The following is a 15244-nucleotide window of genomic DNA, read 5'->3' as shown; positions in this document are numbered from 1 at the left end:
TCACCACAACCGGCCCGCTTGCCACAACTAGCCGGCCAGCCACAGGTTTATGTCCGTCACCATGCTTTTGTATACGCCGGATGAATGATCGTCGCGGTGGGGCAGGCCTGGATCTATCCTCGATCCATCTCCCCACAACGACAAGATCGAGGTAGCCCATGCGTGAAGTAGTGATCGTCGACAGCGTGCGAACCGGCTTGGCCAAATCCTTTCGCGGCAAGTTCAACCAGACCCGCCCGGATGACATGGCGGCCCATTGCGTCAACGCACTGCTGACCCGCAACGGCATCGACCCGGCCAGCGTCGAGGATTGCATCGTCGGCGCGGGTTCCAACGAAGGCGCCCAGGGCTACAACATCGGGCGCAACGTGGCCGTGCTGTCGCAATTGGGCACAGGTACGGCGGGCATGACCCTCAACCGGTTCTGCTCGTCGGGCTTGCAGGCGATTGCGATTGCGGCCAATCAGATCGCGTCGGGTTGCAGCGACATCATCGTTGCCGGTGGCGTCGAGTCCATCAGCCTGACCATGAAAAGCGTCAACACCGATAACCTGATCAACCCGCTGCTCAAGGAGCAGGTGCCGGGCATTTACTTCCCCATGGGCCAGACCGCGGAAATCGTCGCCCGCCGCTATGACGTCAGCCGCGAAGAACAGGACCTCTACGCCCTGCAAAGCCAGCAGCGCACCGCCCAGGCCCAGGCGGAGGGCTTGTTTGATGATGAAATCGTGCCGATGGCGGTCAAGTACAAGGTCGAGGACAAGAACACTGGCGCTGTGCAGATCCTTGACGGCGTGGTCGACCGCGATGACTGCAACCGCCCGGACACCACGTTGGCCAGCCTCTCTGGGTTGAAGCCCGTATTTGCCGAAGACGGCTCGGTGACGGCGGGTAACTCCTCGCAGCTCTCCGACGGTGCCTCGATGACCCTGGTGATGAGCCTGGAGAAAGCCCTGGCACTGGGACTCAAGCCCAAGGCGTTTTTCCGCGGTTTCACCGTGGCCGGTTGCGAGCCGGATGAGATGGGTATCGGCCCGGTTTTCTCGGTGCCCAAGCTGCTCAAGGCGCGGGGCTTGCAGGTGGCGGACATCGACCTGTGGGAACTCAACGAGGCCTTTGCGTCGCAGTGCCTGTATGCGCGCAATCGCCTGGGCATCGATAACGCCAGGTACAACGTCAACGGCGGCTCGATTTCCATCGGCCACCCGTTCGGCATGACCGGCTCGCGGCAGGTGGGGCACCTGGTGCGTGAGCTGCAACGGCGCAATGTGCGTTATGGCATCGTCACCATGTGCGTGGGTGGCGGCATGGGCGCCACGGGGCTGTTCGAAGCCGTGCGCTGATAAGTGTGGGAGGGGCAGTGCGACGATTCGACTTGCCCCTCCCACATTTTAACTGCGGCGTATCCCAATTCGCTCACTTCCCCCTAGAATGCCCGCTCCACTTCCTCTGGCTTCTGGGGCACTCATGCACATCTCTTCCGGCCGCTGGGTCTACGGTTTTCTCCTGACCCTGCTGACCGCGCTGCTCTGGGGCATTCTGCCGATCAAGCTCAAGCAAGTGTTGCAGGTGATGGACCCGATCACGGTCACCTGGTTTCGCCTGGTGGTGGCCGGCAGTTGCCTGTTCGTGTACCTCGCCGCGACCAGGCGCCTGCCCAGTCGTAAAGTACTCGGCCCCAGGGGCGGCTGGCTGGTGGCGATGGCGGTGTGCGGCCTGGTGGGCAACTACGTGTTGTACCTGGTGGGCCTGAAACTGCTCAGCCCCGGCACTGCGCAACTGGTGGTGCAGATGGGCCCGATCTTCCTGATGATCGCCAGCGTGTTTGTGTTCAAGGAGCGTTTCAGCGTCGGGCAGTGCGTGGGCCTGGTGGTGCTGATCGTCGGCTTCGGTCTGTTCTTCAACCAACGCCTGGGAGAGTTGCTGACGTCCCTTGGCGCCTACACCGCCGGCGTGCTGACGATCCTGCTGGCGACTTCGGTCTGGGTGTTCTATGCCCTGGGCCAGAAGCAGTTGCTGACCGTGTGGAATTCGCTGCAAGTGATGATGGTGATCTACCTGTCGTGCGCCGTGCTGCTGACGCCGTGGGCGCATCCGCTGGAGGCCCTGCAACTGAGCCCGCTGCAAGGCTGGCTGTTGCTGGCGTGCTGCATGAACACCCTGGTGGCCTACGGTGCATTTGCCGAAGCCCTGGCTCACTGGGAAGCCTCACGGGTGAGTGCGACCCTGGCCCTGACGCCGTTGGTGACCTTTGTCGCGGTGGCGTTGGCGGCGTGGCTGTGGCCGGACTATGTGCAGGCCGAAGAGATCAATGCCCTGGGCTATTTCGGCGCGCTGGTGGTGGTGCTGGGGTCGGCGGCGGTGGCGCTGGCGCCGTCGTTGCTCGCCGGGCTCAAGGCCCGGCGGCTACGCATGGCGTCCTAGGCACCCAGCATGTTTTCCGGGCGTACCCACTGGTCGAACTCTGCGTCGGTGAGGTAGCCCAGGTCCAGCGCCGCTTCCCGAAGGGTCAAGCCTTCGGCGTAGGCCTTCTTGGCGATCTCTGCCGACTTGTCATAGCCGATGTGCGGGTTGAGCGCCGTGACCAGCATCAGCCCGCGCTCCAGGTGCTCGGCCATTTTCCCGGCGTCGGGTTCGAGGCCGGCGATGCAGTGCTCCTGGAAGTTATTGCAGCCATCGGCCAGCAGGCGGATCGATTCCAGCAGGTTGTGGATGATCACCGGCTTGTACACGTTCAACTGCAAATGCCCCTGGCTCGCTGCGATGCCGATGGTCACGTCATTGCCCAGCACCTGGCAGGCCAGCATCGACAGTGCCTCGCACTGGGTCGGGTTGACCTTGCCGGGCATGATCGAGCTGCCAGGCTCGTTGGCCGGCAGTTTCACCTCCGCAAGTCCGGCACGCGGGCCGGAGCCCAGCAGGCGCAGGTCGTTGGCGATTTTCATCAGGGCCACGGCCAGGGTTTTCAGGGCGCCGTGCAGGGTCACGATCGGTTCATGGCCGGCCAATGCGGCGAATTTGTTCGGCGCGGTGACGAAGGGCAGGCCCGACAAAGCCGCCAATTCCGAGGCGATCGCCTCGCTGAAGCCATGGGGCGCATTCAGCCCGGTGCCCACCGCCGTGCCACCTTGGGCCAGCTCGCATACCTGGGGCAGGGCGCTGCGGATCGCCCGTTCGGCGTAGTCGAGCTGGGCGATAAACGCCGAGAGTTCCTGGCCGAAGGTGATCGGCGTGGCATCCATCATGTGGGTGCGGCCCGTCTTTACCAGCTTTGCATGCCGCGCCGACAGTTCCGCGAGGCCGCCGGACAGTGTATTGATCGCCGGCAACAATTGCTGGTGCACCGCTTGCACCGCCGCAATGCTCATGGCGGTAGGGAAGCAGTCGTTGGAGCTTTGGGAGCGGTTCACATGATCGTTGGGGTGCACCGGGCTCTTGCCGCCACGGGGCTTGCCCGACAGCTCGTTGGCGCGGCCGGCGATGACCTCGTTGGCGTTCATGTTGCTCTGGGTGCCGCTGCCGGTTTGCCAGACGACCAGGGGGAACTGGTCATCATGTTGGCCATCGAGCACTTCGTCGGCGGCCTGTTCGATCAGGCGGGCAATGTCGGCGGGCAGGTCACCGTTGCGGTCGTTGACCCGGGCGGCGGCCTTCTTGATCAGGGCCAGTGCGTGCAGTACCGCGAGGGGCATGCGCTGCTCGCCGATGGCGAAATTCACCAGCGAGCGTTGGGTCTGGGCGCCCCAGTAAGCGTCTTCCGGGACTTCCACGTCTCCCAGGCTGTCGGTTTCGATACGGCTCATCGGGCACTCTCCTTCAGGTTCGTTTGCGCAGTTTAGGCCCTGATCGGCCTGGGGGGTTCCCTAAAAGACTTTTCATCGGATTCATTCACTGCAATCCGCGCCCGGTCAGGCCCGGGGTTGAGCCGCAGCGTTTTTTAGGCGCAGAATGGGCGCCCTTGGGGTCTTACCTCGCCTGCTAGAAAAGGAAACTCGATGACTCGTCTTCGTGCCATCTGTACCGCGGTTGCTCTGGTTTGCGCCAGCGGCCAGGTTTTTGCCGATACCGCCAGCCACAACGCCAGTGCCGAAGCCTTCCTTACCCTGGCCCATGCCGACAAGCTGGGTACCCCGGTGTACATGCAAGTGCAGCAAATGTTCGCCCAGCGTTTCGAACAGACCAAGGCGCCTGCCGCCAAGCAGTCCGTACTGGACAGCTACCAGGCCAAGGCCAACGCCGCCCTGGACCAGGCCATCGGCTGGCCGAAGCTGAAGCCGGACATGGTCAAGCTCTACACCACCAACTTCAGCGAATCCGAGCTCAAGGACCTGGTTGCCTTCTACCAGTCGCCACTGGGCAAGAAAGTCCTGGAAAAAATGCCGCAACTGACCCAGCAATCGGCCCAGATGACCCAGGCCAAGCTGGAAAGCGCCGTGCCGGTGGTGAACAAGCTGTTGGAAGACATGACCAACGAGCTCACGCCAAAAGCCGCCGCACCGGCCAAGAAGAAGTAAGCAGGAATGACCATGCAACAGCGTATCGAAACGGCGCTCGCCGCCCTGGCCCCGGAGCACTTGAGCGTGCTGGATGAAAGCCATATGCACAGCCGTGGGTTGCAGACCCACTTCAAGGCCGTGCTGGTCAGCCAGCAGTTCGAGGGGCTTAACCGCGTCAAGCGCCACCAGAAGGTCTACGCCACCCTGGGTGACCTGATGAGCGAATTTCATGCGCTGGCGCTGCATACCTACACGCCCGAAGAATGGGCGAAAATCGACGCAGCCCCGGCCTCGCCGACCTGCGCCGGCGGGCATAGCTGATACGCGGGTGTCTCTGACACCCTGCATTTGCTAGAATCCGCAGCGCGCCGCTCAGCCGGCGCGTTTTTTTTGCATCCGGTTCACCCCTTACGAGGGTAGCCACCTGGAGAGAACACCCATGACTCAACCGATTGTCGTGGCGGCACTGTATAAGTTCGTCACCCTCGAAGATTACGTCGCCCTGCGCGAGCCACTGCTGCAGGCGATGGTCGACAACGGCATCAAAGGCACCTTGCTGATCGCCGAAGAAGGCATCAACGGCACCGTTTCCGGCAGCCGCGAAGGCATTGATGGCCTGATGACCTGGCTGAAGAACGACCCACGCATGGACGACATCGACCACAAAGAGTCGTACTGCGATGAGCAGCCGTTCTACCGCACCAAGGTCAAGCTCAAGAAAGAGATCGTGACCCTGGGCGTCGAAGGCGTCGACCCGAACAAGAAAGTCGGCACCTATGTCGACCCGCAGGACTGGAACGCGCTGATCAGCGACCCCGAAGTGCTGTTGATCGACACCCGCAATGACTACGAAGTGTCGATCGGCACCTTCGAAGGCGCAATCGACCCGAAAACCACCAGTTTTCGTGAATTTCCCGACTATATCAAAGCCAACTTCGACCCGGCCAAGCACAAGAAGGTCGCCATGTTCTGCACCGGCGGCATTCGTTGCGAGAAGGCGTCGAGCTACATGCTCAGCGAAGGTTTCGATGAGGTCTACCACCTCAAGGGTGGCATCCTGAAGTACCTCGAAGAGGTGCCGCAGGCAGAAACCAAATGGCAGGGCGACTGCTTTGTGTTCGACAATCGTGTCACTGTGCGCCACGACCTGAGCGAAGGCGACTACGATCAATGTCATGCCTGCCGCACACCGGTGAGCGCCTCCGACCGCGCATCCGAACACTATGTGGCTGGCATCAGTTGCCCCCATTGCTGGGATAAGCTGCCGGAGAAAACCCGTCGCAGCGCGATCGACCGGCAAAAGCAGATTGAGCTGGCCAAGGCCCGCAATATGCCGCACCCGATTGGCTTCAACTACAAGCAAACCCCTTCCGAGGCCTGACCCATGCCCGCGCGCCTGCTCTATGTGATGGACCCAATGTGTTCCTGGTGCTGGGGCTTTGCCCCGGTGGCGCAGGCGCTGGTCGAGCAGGCCCAGGCGGCCGGCGTGGACGTGCACCTGGTGGTGGGCGGCTTGCGTACCGGCAGCGGCGCGGCACTGGAACCGACCACGCGGCGCTACATCCTCGAGCACTGGCAGGCGGTCACCGACGCCACCGGCCAGCCGTTCAAGCGCGATGGCGCGTTGCCCGACGGCTTTGTCTACGACACCGAGCCTGCGTGTCGCGCCATTGTTACCGCGCGTAGCCTGGCACCGGATTGCGCATGGACGTTGTTAGGGCTGATCCAGCGCGCGTTTTATGTCGAGGGCCGTGACGTGACCCTCGCCAGTGTGCTGGTGGAGCTGGCTGAAGAGGCGGGCATCCCGCGCATCGAGTTTGCCGGCGCATTCGACCGTGCCGAGCAGCATGCCGCGACGGCCGCTGACTTCACCTGGGTCCAGGACCTGGGGATCGCCGGGTTTCCGACCTTGCTTGCCGAGCGTAATGGCCAGTTGGCGTTGCTGACTAACGGCTACCAGCCGCTGTCCGAGCTGTCACCGTTGTTGGGGCGATGGCTGGAGCGAGCAACCTGTGCATGACCAGTCACCACGCACCGACCGACTGACCTGGGCGGAAATTCGCCGCCTGGCCCTGCGGCACAAGAAGTCCCTGTGGATCGCCAATGGCGTCGCCGTGCTGGCGACCCTGTGCAGTGTGCCGATTCCCCTGCTGTTACCGTTGCTGGTGGATGAAGTGCTGTTGGGACACGGCGATGCCGCGCTCAAGGTCATGAACCACGCATTGCCCCTGGGGTGGCAGAAGGCGGCCGGCTATATCGGCCTGATGCTGCTGGTGACGCTGTTTCTGCGTTGTGGCGCGCTGCTGTTCAACGTGGCACAGGCGCGGTTGTTTGCGCGCTTGGCCAAGGACATCGTGTACCGCATCCGCGTGCGCCTGATCGAGCGGCTCAAGCGCATCTCCCTGGGCGAATACGAAAGCCTGGGCAGCGGGACCGTCACCACCCACCTGGTCACCGACCTGGATACGCTGGACAAGTTTGTCGGTGAAACCCTCAGCCGTTTCCTGGTGGCCATGCTGACCCTGGTGGGTACCTCGGCGATCCTGGTGTGGATGCATTGGCAACTGGCGCTGCTGATCCTGCTGTTCAATCCGTTGGTGATCTACGCCACGGTGCAGTTGGGCAAGCGCGTCAAGCACCTGAAGAAGCTGGAAAACGACAGCACCTCGCGCTTTACCCAGGCCCTGACCGAAACCCTGGATGCCATCCAGGAAGTGCGCGCCGGCAACCGCCAGGGTTTTTTCCTCGGGCGCCTCGGCCAGCGGGCCCAGGAAGTGCGTGACTACGCCATTCACTCGCAATGGAAAACCGACGCTTCGAGCCGCGCCAGTGGGTTGCTGTTCCAGTTCGGTATCGACATCTTCCGTGCGGCGGCGATGCTCACCGTGCTGTTTTCCGACCTGTCCATCGGCCAGATGCTCGCGGTGTTCAGCTACCTGTGGTTCATGATCGGCCCGGTGGAGCAACTGCTTAACCTGCAATACGCCTACTACGCGGCAGGCGGGGCGCTGACGCGGATCAACGAACTGCTGGCGCGTGCCGATGAGCCGCAATATGCCGGCGGTGCTGATCCGTTCACCGGGCGCGACACCGTGGGCATCGAAGTGCGCGGCCTGGACTTCGGCTACGGCGAAGAACTGGTACTCGACCAGTTGAACCTGACCATCGCGCCCGGTGAGAAGGTGGCAATCGTCGGCGCCAGCGGCGGTGGCAAAAGCACCCTGGTGCAACTGTTGCTCGGGCTCTACACGCCCCAGGCGGGCAGTATCCGTTTTGGTGGTGCCACCCAGCAGGAGATTGGCCTGGAGACCCTTCGCGAGCACGTTGCGGTGGTGCTGCAACACCCGGCGCTGTTCAACGACACCGTGCGCGCCAACTTGACCATGGGCCGGGAGCGCAGCGACCAGGCCTGTTGGCAGGCACTGGAAATCGCCCAGTTGGATGCTACCGTCAAGGCACTGCCCTTGGGCCTGGACAGTGTGGTGGGGCGTTCCGGGGTGCGTTTTTCCGGTGGGCAGCGCCAGCGCCTGGCGATTGCGCGCATGGTCCTGGCCGAACCCAAGGTGGTGATACTCGACGAAGCAACCTCCGCCCTGGACGCCGCCACCGAGTACAACCTGCACCAGGCGCTGGCACGGTTCCTCAGCGGGCGTACTACACTGATCATCGCCCACCGTCTGTCGGCTGTTAAGCAAGCGGATCGAGTCTTGGTGTTCGACGGCGGTCACATTGCCGAGGATGGTGACCATCAGCAGCTGATTGCCGATGGCGGGCTGTACGCCAAACTGTATGGACACTTGCAACAGGTACGTTGATTTAGCCTAGGCTGAGCTATCGAAAGCGGGTTTTCGCGTGCGTATCCAGCAGTGCATGTGCAAGGGACTTCATGAAGCAAAAGCGGACTTTAGGAACGCCCCGGTTGTTGGGCATTGTCTGGCCATTTATCGCCGTGGTGCTGTTCCAGGCATTATTGGGCTGCGTCAGTCTCTACGTGCTTTCGGCCGTGCGTGGTTACGTGGCCGGCGAGAGCCTGTGGTCCAAGGGCCAGAAGGACGCCATCTATTACCTGACGCTCTACGCCGATAATCGCGACGCCGGCACGTACCTCAAGTACCAGCAGGCCATTGCCGTGCCCCAGGGCGGGCACGAACTGCGCATTGCCCTTGACCGTCCCGTGCCCGACCTTGCCGCAGCCCGCCTGGGTATCCTCAAAGGGGGCAACCATCCGGATGATGTCTCCAGCCTGATCTGGCTGTACCTCAACTTTCGCCATTTCAGCTACCTGGAAAAAGCCATCCAACTGTGGACCGTAGGCGATGGTTACCTGCTTCAACTGGATGACCTGGCCCGGGAGATGCACCAGGCGATCATTCACGACCAGATCGGCGCCAACGATGTGCGCCAGTGGAAGGCGCATATCATCGCCATCAACGAAGGCGTGACACCCGCCGCCAAGGCCTTCAGCGATGCTCTCGGCGAAGGTTCGCGCATGATTCTGCGGTTGCTGGTCATCACGAACCTGGCGACGGCCCTGGGCCTGATCGTATTGGCACTGTTGCGCACCCATAAGCTGCTGGCCCAGCGCCATGCCTTCGCCGATGCCTTGCAGGAAGAAAAGGAGCGGGCGCAGATCACCCTGGAGTCGATTGGCGACGGGGTGATCACCACCGACGTCGACGGTGCCATTACCTATATGAACCCGGCGGCCGAGGCGCTGACTCACTGGCACTCGGCGCAGGCCCAGGGCCAGCCCCTGGCAGCGTTGTTCAAGTTGCTGGAAGACCACGCACAGCCGGACGGCTTCACCTTGATCGAACACATCGTCAAGGGCCAGCTCAGCGGCGGCAGCGAGCATTCGAAGACGATCCAGCGCCTGGATGGCAGCACGGTCTCGGTCACCCTGGTGGGCGCGCCGATCCGCAGCGCCGGCAAGGTCTCGGGCGCGGTGCTGGTGCTGCATGACATGACCCAGGAGCGCCAGTACATCGCCAATCTGTCATGGCAGGCGACCCACGATGCGCTGACCGGCCTGGCCAACCGCCGCGAATTCGAGTATCGCCTGGAGCAGGTGCTGCACCCGGCAGGGCAGGCGCAGGCCGGGCGGCATGCGTTGATGTTCCTGGACCTGGACCAGTTCAAGCTGGTCAACGACACCTGCGGCCATGCGGCGGGCGACGAACTGTTGCGGCACATCTGCGCGCTGTTGCAGTCGGACCTGCGCGAAGGTGACACCCTGGCGCGCCTGGGCGGCGATGAATTCGGCATCCTGCTGGAGAACTGCCCGGTGGCGGTGGCGGAAAAAATCGCCGAAAGCCTGCGTCATACCGTGCAGAGTCTGCATTTCGTATGGAAGGGGCGGCCGTTCATGACCACCGTGAGTATCGGCCTGGTACACATTGCCAGCACCCCGACCACCCTGGAAGCCTCGCTGCGGGCCGCCGACATGGCGTGCTACATGGCTAAGGAAAAAGGCCGCAACCGCGTGCAGGTGTACCACGCCGACGACTCCGAACTGTCCCTGCGCTTTGGCGAAATGGCCTGGGTGCAGCGCCTGCACATGGCGCTGGAGGAGAACCGCTTTTGCCTGTACTCCCAGGAAATTTCCCCCCTCGGGCATACCGACGGCGGCAATGGGCATATCGAAATACTGCTGCGCCTGCACGATGAGGCGGGGCGTGTAATCCTGCCGGACAGCTTTATCCCGGCCGCCGAGCGCTATGGTTTGATGACGTCCCTGGACCGTTGGGTGGTGGAGAATGTATTTGAGATTATTGCCCGTTGCATTAACGAGCGTCCGGGCCGTCCCATGGCCCTGTGTGCGATCAATCTGTCAGGTATAACGATTGGCGATGATGACTTTCTCGGATTCCTACGAGAGAAATTTCATACTTACGCTATTCCGCCCAGCATGATCTGTTTTGAAATTACCGAAACCAGCGCCATCGCAAACTTGGGCAGTGCCATCCGCTTTATTAATGAACTCAAGGCCTTAGGTTGTCATTTTTCGCTGGATGACTTTTGCGCCGGAATGTCCTCATTCGCTTATCTCAAACATTTACCTGTAGACTTCCTGAAGATCGATGGAAGTTTCGTAAAGGATATGCTGGACGACCCGATTAACCGCGCGATGGTTGAAGTGATCAATCACATCGGCCATGTCATGGGTAAGCGCACAATTGCCGAGTTTGTTGAAACACCGCAAATCGAACAGGCCCTGCTCGATATTGGTGTGGATTACGCTCAGGGCTACCTGATTGAACGACCGCAATTGTTTACCTTCGATAGCTTGCAGTGTCGACCCGTGCGGCCGCAGCCTCTGTTATTCAGGGCGCCCGGCACATTCCGCTGAAACATTTGCCGGTCTGTAAATCACACTTAAAAAGGAGCCTTAATAGTGATCGACACATTCAGCAGAACCGGCCCGCTTATGGAAGCCTCAAGCTACCCCGCCTGGGCTCAGCAATTGATCCAGGACTGCAGCGAGAGCAAGCGCCGGGTTGTCGAACACGAACTGTACCAACGCATGCGTGACAACACGCTCAGCGCCAAGACCATGCGTCACTACCTGATCGGTGGCTGGCCCGTGGTGGAACAGTTTGCCTTGTACATGGCACAGAACCTCACCAAGACCAAGTTTGCCCGCCATCCGGGGGAAGACATGGCGCGCCGTTGGTTGATGCGCAATATCCGTGTGGAGCTGAACCACGCGGACTATTGGGTGCATTGGGCGCGTGCCCATGGCGTCAGCCTCGAAGAACTGCAGGCCCAGGACGTGCCGCCGGAGTTGCATGCGCTGAGCCACTGGTGCTGGCACACCAGCTCGGCCGATTCGTTGATCGTGGCCATTGCCGCGACCAACTATGCGATTGAGGGGGCGACGGGGGAATGGTCGGCGGTGGTGTGCTCCACCGGCGTGTATGCGGCAGCCTTTCCCGAGGAAGAGCGCAAGCGTGCGATGAAGTGGTTGAAGATGCACGCCCAGTACGACGACGCCCATCCTTGGGAAGCCCTGGAAATCATCTGCACACTGGCCGGGATGAACCCGACCAGGGAACTGCAGGCAGAGCTGCGCCAGGCCGTGTGCAAGAGCTACGACTATATGTACCTGTTCCTGGAAAGTTGCATGCGCCTGGAGAAAGAAAAACCGGCGAGCGCTGCTGTGCGCGAGCGCCCTTTGCGCGTCGCCAGCGAAGCGTGATGTAACGGGGATGGCGGGGTTTTACCCCGCCATTGCCAGGCGATTGCGGCCTTCGCGCTTGGCCACGTACAAGGCGCTGTCGGCGCGACGCAACAGGCTCTCGGCCGACTCGGCGGCCAGCAAGGTCGAACAACCGAGGCTCACCGTCAATTCGATCCGTCTTCCTTCCGCCCAATAATCCTGGGCCTGTGCCGCCTGGCGCAGGCGCTCACCGACCATGGTCGCCGCATCCCGGCCGGTGTTGGACAGCAGGATCAGAAACTCTTCCCCGCCAAACCGAAACACCATGTCCACGTTACGCAACTGGCTCTTGATCGCTCCGGCGACGGCGCGCAATACGTTATCGCCGGCCGCATGGCCGTGGGTGTCGTTGATGGTCTTGAAGTGGTCGATGTCCAGCATCAGCAGGGACAGCGGGTTCAGGTGCCGGCGCGCCATGTCGATTTCCCGTTGCAGGGTCTGGTCCATGGCAATGCGGTTGCCCGTTTCGGTCAACGGGTCGCGCAGGGCGCTGCGGGTGGCGACGCGGTAGAGCAGGGCGTTGCGCATCGGGTAGAGCAGGGTCGACAGCAGTGATTCGAGCTGGCCGAGTTCCTCTTCCAGCAGGCGCTGGTTGCGGCGAAAGACCAGCTCGCCGAGGTGCTCGCCTTCGTGGCTGAGGCTGTAGCTCACCGAGTGGTGGCCACGGTGGCCGAACTCCAGGCGCAGGTCACTGGTTTCGTGGCGATATTGCAGGGCATCCAGGGGGACCAGGCGCTGGATCTCACGGAAAAACACCGCGAGGATACGCTGCGGTTCCAGGCTGGTCTGCAATTGCATCCCCAGTTGCTGGCGAAGTTGTGCGACGGTCGTCGGGCGGCGAGGTACGAGTGATGGCTGACCAAAGCCCAGGCGTTGCAATTTTGCACTGTCGAAGTCAATTGCGTTGGTCTGGGTGGGGGTTTTCATAAGCAAACGGCCTCTAAGCACTTAGCTGTCTTACAGGCTGGATGAGAGTGGCAAATGCCAGGCGTCTTACTGTTCCTTCAGTTCCGTAAAACATTGGAAACAGTTTAGACCGCTTTACTGGGGGTTTATAACCCCTGGGCACTGCCGCACGTCTTGTCATCGCTTGACCTGCTTGGAAGGTGTTAGAGCGAGATTCGTGCCATTTCGTTTAAATAAATAAAAAACCTTACAAATCAAAGACCGTTTTTAAAGTAAAAAACGGTCGTTAAGCACTGACGTCAGTTATTTGGCTGATTGCACCAGCGTGTTGTGGTCAATCTGGTCGATGGACGTGACACCGGTCAACGTCATGGCCACGCGCATTTCCTTGGCGAAGATGTCCAGCAGATTCTCTACCCCGTGCTGCCCGTCGGCGGCCAGTGCATAGGCGGTGGCGCGTCCGAGCAGGCACGCCTTGGCGCCGAGGGCGAGCATGCGCACCACGTCCAGCCCGGAACGGATGCCGGAGTCCACCAGCACCGTCAGGTCATCGCCCACGACATCGGCAATTGGTGGCAGAGCCTTGGCGGTGGACAGCACACCGTCCAGCTGACGGCCGCCATGGTTGGAAACCACGATGCCATCGGCGCCGAAACTCACTGCGTCCCTGGCGTCCTGAGGATCGAGGATGCCCTTGATAATCATCGGGCCTTTCCAGAAGTCGCGGATCCACTCCAGGTCTTTCCAACTGATGGAGGGGTCGAAGTTATTGGCCAGCCAGCCGATGTAATCTTCCAGGTGAGTGGGTTTGCCGAGGTACCTGGAGATATTGCCCAGGTCGTGGGGGCGGCCCATGAGCCCTACGTCGAACGCCCATTGCGGCTTGGTGACGGCTTGCAACATGCGCCGCTGCGCCGCGAACGGCCCGGACATGCCCGAGTGGGCATCGCGGTAGCGCGCACCGGGCGTGGGCATGTCCACGGTGAACACCAGGGTGGTGACCCCCGCCGCCTGGGCCCGCTCCAGGGCATTGCGCATAAAGCCCCGGTCCTTGAGCACATACAGCTGGAACCAGATTGACTGCGGGCTCTGCGACGCCACTTCTTCAATCGAACACACCGACACTGTCGACAGGCAGAAGGGGATGCCCTTGTTCGCCGCCGCCTTTGCCGCCTGTACTTCGCCGCGCCGCGCATACATGCCGGTCAAGCCGACAGGGCTGAGGATGACCGGCATGTCCAGGGCCTGGCCGAACAGCGTGGTCTTGAGGCTCAGGTTATCGACATTGCGCAGCACGCGTTGGCGCAGGCTGATCTCGGCCAGGTCCGAACTGTTCGCGCGCATCGTGTGCTCGGCGTAGGCACCGCCGTCGATGTAGTCGAACAGGAAGCGCGGCAGCTTGCGTTTGGCCGCTGCGCGGTAGTCGGAGGCGGACGAGATGATCATTAAGCGTGTCTCCACAAGGCTGGGCGGGTCAGGATAGGCAAATATCTGTCATGATAAAAACAACTTTTATCGCTAGATACCAGTCGCTAAAGGAATACCCATGAACTTGAGAACGTTGCGCACGTTCGTCGAAGTGGTGCGCCAGGGCGGATTCTCCCAGGCCGCCGACGTGGTGGCCTTGACCCAATCCACGGTGAGCAAGGCGGTCAAGACCCTGGAGGAAGAACTCGGCATGCCGCTGCTCGATCGCCTGGGTCACCGCAACGAACTCACCGCTGCGGGTGAGATCGCCTACCGCCGCGCCCTGGTACTGCTCGCCGAACACCATGACCTGGTCGCCGAGATCAACGACCTGCGCGGCCTCAAGCGCGGCGTGTTGCGCATCGGCCTGCCACCGGTGGGGTGCGGGGTGTTGTTTGCGACGATGTTTGCCACCTATCGCAGTCGTTATCCGGACATCGACATCGAACTCACCGAATACGGTAGCAAGAGATTGCGCGAGTGCCTGGAAGCGGGGGAGGTCGACCTCGCTGCGTTGCTGCTGCCGGTGGATGCAGGTTTCGATTATCAGCCCGTGCGCAACGAACCGCTGATGGCCGTACTGCCCAAGGGCCACCCCCTAGCCCAGCGTCAACGCATCGACTTCGCCGACCTGGCGGACTCGCCGTTCATCCTGTTCGAAGCCGGCTTCGCCCTGAACGCCAAGATCCTCGCCGCCTGCGAGCGCAAAGGCGTGATACCCCGCGTGGCGGCGCGCAGCGGGCAGATCGACTTCATCGTCGACCTGGTCGCCGCCGGCCTCGGCGTCGCCTTCCTGCCCCGCATGCTGGCGCACAAGCATCAACACGCAGGCATCGCCCTGATCCCTCTCGACGAACCCCACACCGACTGGCACATCGCCCTGGCCTGGCGCGCCAGCGCCCACCTGCCCCCCGCCGTGCGCGCCTGGCTGGACCTGGCCAAGGAGCAGCAGCTTTCAGCCGGTCATCCGGATTAATCGTCCAGGCCGTCAGGGAAAGCTTGACTTCTCCTTTTCAATCAGTAACATACGGCGAATTCCGCGATAGCTCAGTTGGTAGAGCAAATGACTGTTAATCATTGGGTCCCTGGTTCGAGTCCAGGTCGTGGAGCCAGATAGGGAAAAGCCTGCAGCGATGCAGGCTTTTTTTTGCCTTGG

General features: G+C 61.7%; 13 protein-coding genes and 1 tRNA gene. 11 read left to right on the top strand and 3 right to left on the bottom strand.

Annotated features, from left to right (window positions below; genetic code table 11):
- The first annotated feature begins 158 nt into the window (after positions 1 to 158).
- Together BFP99_RS26360 and BFP99_RS26355 are read left to right on the top strand one after the other, a co-directional pair.
- Positions 159 to 1343: a thiolase family protein gene (locus tag BFP99_RS26360; RefSeq protein WP_027603956.1), complete on the top strand. Its 1185-nt coding sequence runs from the start codon at positions 159 to 161 to the stop codon at positions 1341 to 1343.
- 124 nt (positions 1344 to 1467) lie between these two features.
- Positions 1468 to 2424, top strand: coding sequence for a DMT family transporter (locus tag BFP99_RS26355; protein WP_065923919.1), 957 nt, complete (start codon positions 1468 to 1470; stop codon positions 2422 to 2424).
- On the opposite strand, the gene BFP99_RS26350 is transcribed toward BFP99_RS26355, so the two are convergent.
- Positions 2421 to 3803, bottom strand: coding sequence for a class II fumarate hydratase (locus BFP99_RS26350; protein ID WP_065948600.1), 1383 nt, complete (start codon positions 3801 to 3803; stop codon positions 2421 to 2423). The two genes, BFP99_RS26355 and BFP99_RS26350, sit on opposite strands and share 4 nt — an antisense overlap.
- A 192-nt stretch (positions 3804 to 3995) precedes the next feature.
- Here BFP99_RS26350 and BFP99_RS26345 point away from each other — a divergent pair, with 192 nt between their 5' ends.
- The 7 genes from BFP99_RS26345 to BFP99_RS26315 all read left to right on the top strand — a co-directional run bounded on the left by BFP99_RS26345 (position 3996) and on the right by BFP99_RS26315 (position 11694).
- Entirely contained in the window at positions 3996 to 4514 is a 519-nt protein-coding gene (locus BFP99_RS26345; RefSeq protein ID WP_003236690.1) for a DUF2059 domain-containing protein, read from the top strand.
- A 6-nt stretch (positions 4515 to 4520) separates the two neighbouring features.
- The gene (locus BFP99_RS26340) at positions 4521 to 4817 is read left to right on the top strand and encodes a BolA family protein (RefSeq protein WP_065923917.1); all 297 of its coding nucleotides are present in this window, start codon (positions 4521 to 4523) and stop codon (positions 4815 to 4817) included.
- Between the two features lie 118 nt (positions 4818 to 4935).
- Entirely contained in the window at positions 4936 to 5877 is a 942-nt protein-coding gene (locus tag BFP99_RS26335) for an oxygen-dependent tRNA uridine(34) hydroxylase TrhO (protein ID WP_065948599.1), read from the top strand.
- A 36-nt stretch (positions 5878 to 5913) separates the two neighbouring features.
- Entirely contained in the window at positions 5914 to 6516 is a 603-nt protein-coding gene (locus BFP99_RS26330; RefSeq protein ID WP_175539041.1) for a DsbA family protein, read from the top strand.
- Positions 6509 to 8311 (top strand): ABC transporter ATP-binding protein, encoded by a 1803-nt coding sequence (locus tag BFP99_RS26325; RefSeq protein ID WP_065923914.1) that lies wholly within the window; start codon positions 6509 to 6511, stop codon positions 8309 to 8311. Before BFP99_RS26330 ends, BFP99_RS26325 begins: the two co-directional genes overlap by 8 nt.
- Before the next feature lie 71 nt (positions 8312 to 8382).
- A complete protein-coding gene (locus BFP99_RS26320; protein WP_065948598.1) occupies positions 8383 to 10845 on the top strand; it encodes an EAL domain-containing protein in 2463 nt (820 codons plus the stop codon).
- A gap of 78 nt (positions 10846 to 10923) precedes the next feature.
- Positions 10924 to 11694: a TenA family transcriptional regulator gene (locus BFP99_RS26315; protein WP_370737680.1), complete on the top strand. Its 771-nt coding sequence runs from the start codon at positions 10924 to 10926 to the stop codon at positions 11692 to 11694.
- A gap of 21 nt (positions 11695 to 11715) precedes the next feature.
- On the opposite strand, the gene BFP99_RS26310 is transcribed toward BFP99_RS26315, so the two are convergent.
- Both BFP99_RS26310 and lldD read right to left on the bottom strand, forming a co-directional pair.
- Positions 11716 to 12642: a GGDEF domain-containing protein gene (locus BFP99_RS26310; RefSeq protein WP_065948596.1), complete on the bottom strand. Its 927-nt coding sequence runs from the start codon at positions 12640 to 12642 to the stop codon at positions 11716 to 11718.
- 282 nt (positions 12643 to 12924) lie between these two features.
- Entirely contained in the window at positions 12925 to 14067 is a 1143-nt protein-coding gene (gene lldD, locus BFP99_RS26305; protein ID WP_065923910.1) for an FMN-dependent L-lactate dehydrogenase LldD, read from the bottom strand.
- A 100-nt stretch (positions 14068 to 14167) separates the two neighbouring features.
- Between lldD and BFP99_RS26300 the strand changes: the two genes are divergently transcribed.
- Together BFP99_RS26300 and BFP99_RS26295 are read left to right on the top strand one after the other, a co-directional pair.
- Entirely contained in the window at positions 14168 to 15064 is an 897-nt protein-coding gene (locus BFP99_RS26300) for a LysR family transcriptional regulator (RefSeq protein WP_065923909.1), read from the top strand.
- Positions 15065 to 15124: 60 nt separating this feature from the next.
- Positions 15125 to 15200: transfer RNA gene (locus BFP99_RS26295), tRNA-Asn, on the top strand.
- The last annotated feature ends 44 nt before the right edge of the window (positions 15201 to 15244 follow it).

The sequence above is a fragment of the Pseudomonas sp. 1 R 17 genome (assembly GCF_900067035.1).
Classification (GTDB): Bacteria; Pseudomonadota; Gammaproteobacteria; order Pseudomonadales; family Pseudomonadaceae; genus Aquipseudomonas; species Aquipseudomonas marginalis.
This window is presented reverse-complemented; position numbering and strand designations above follow the sequence as displayed.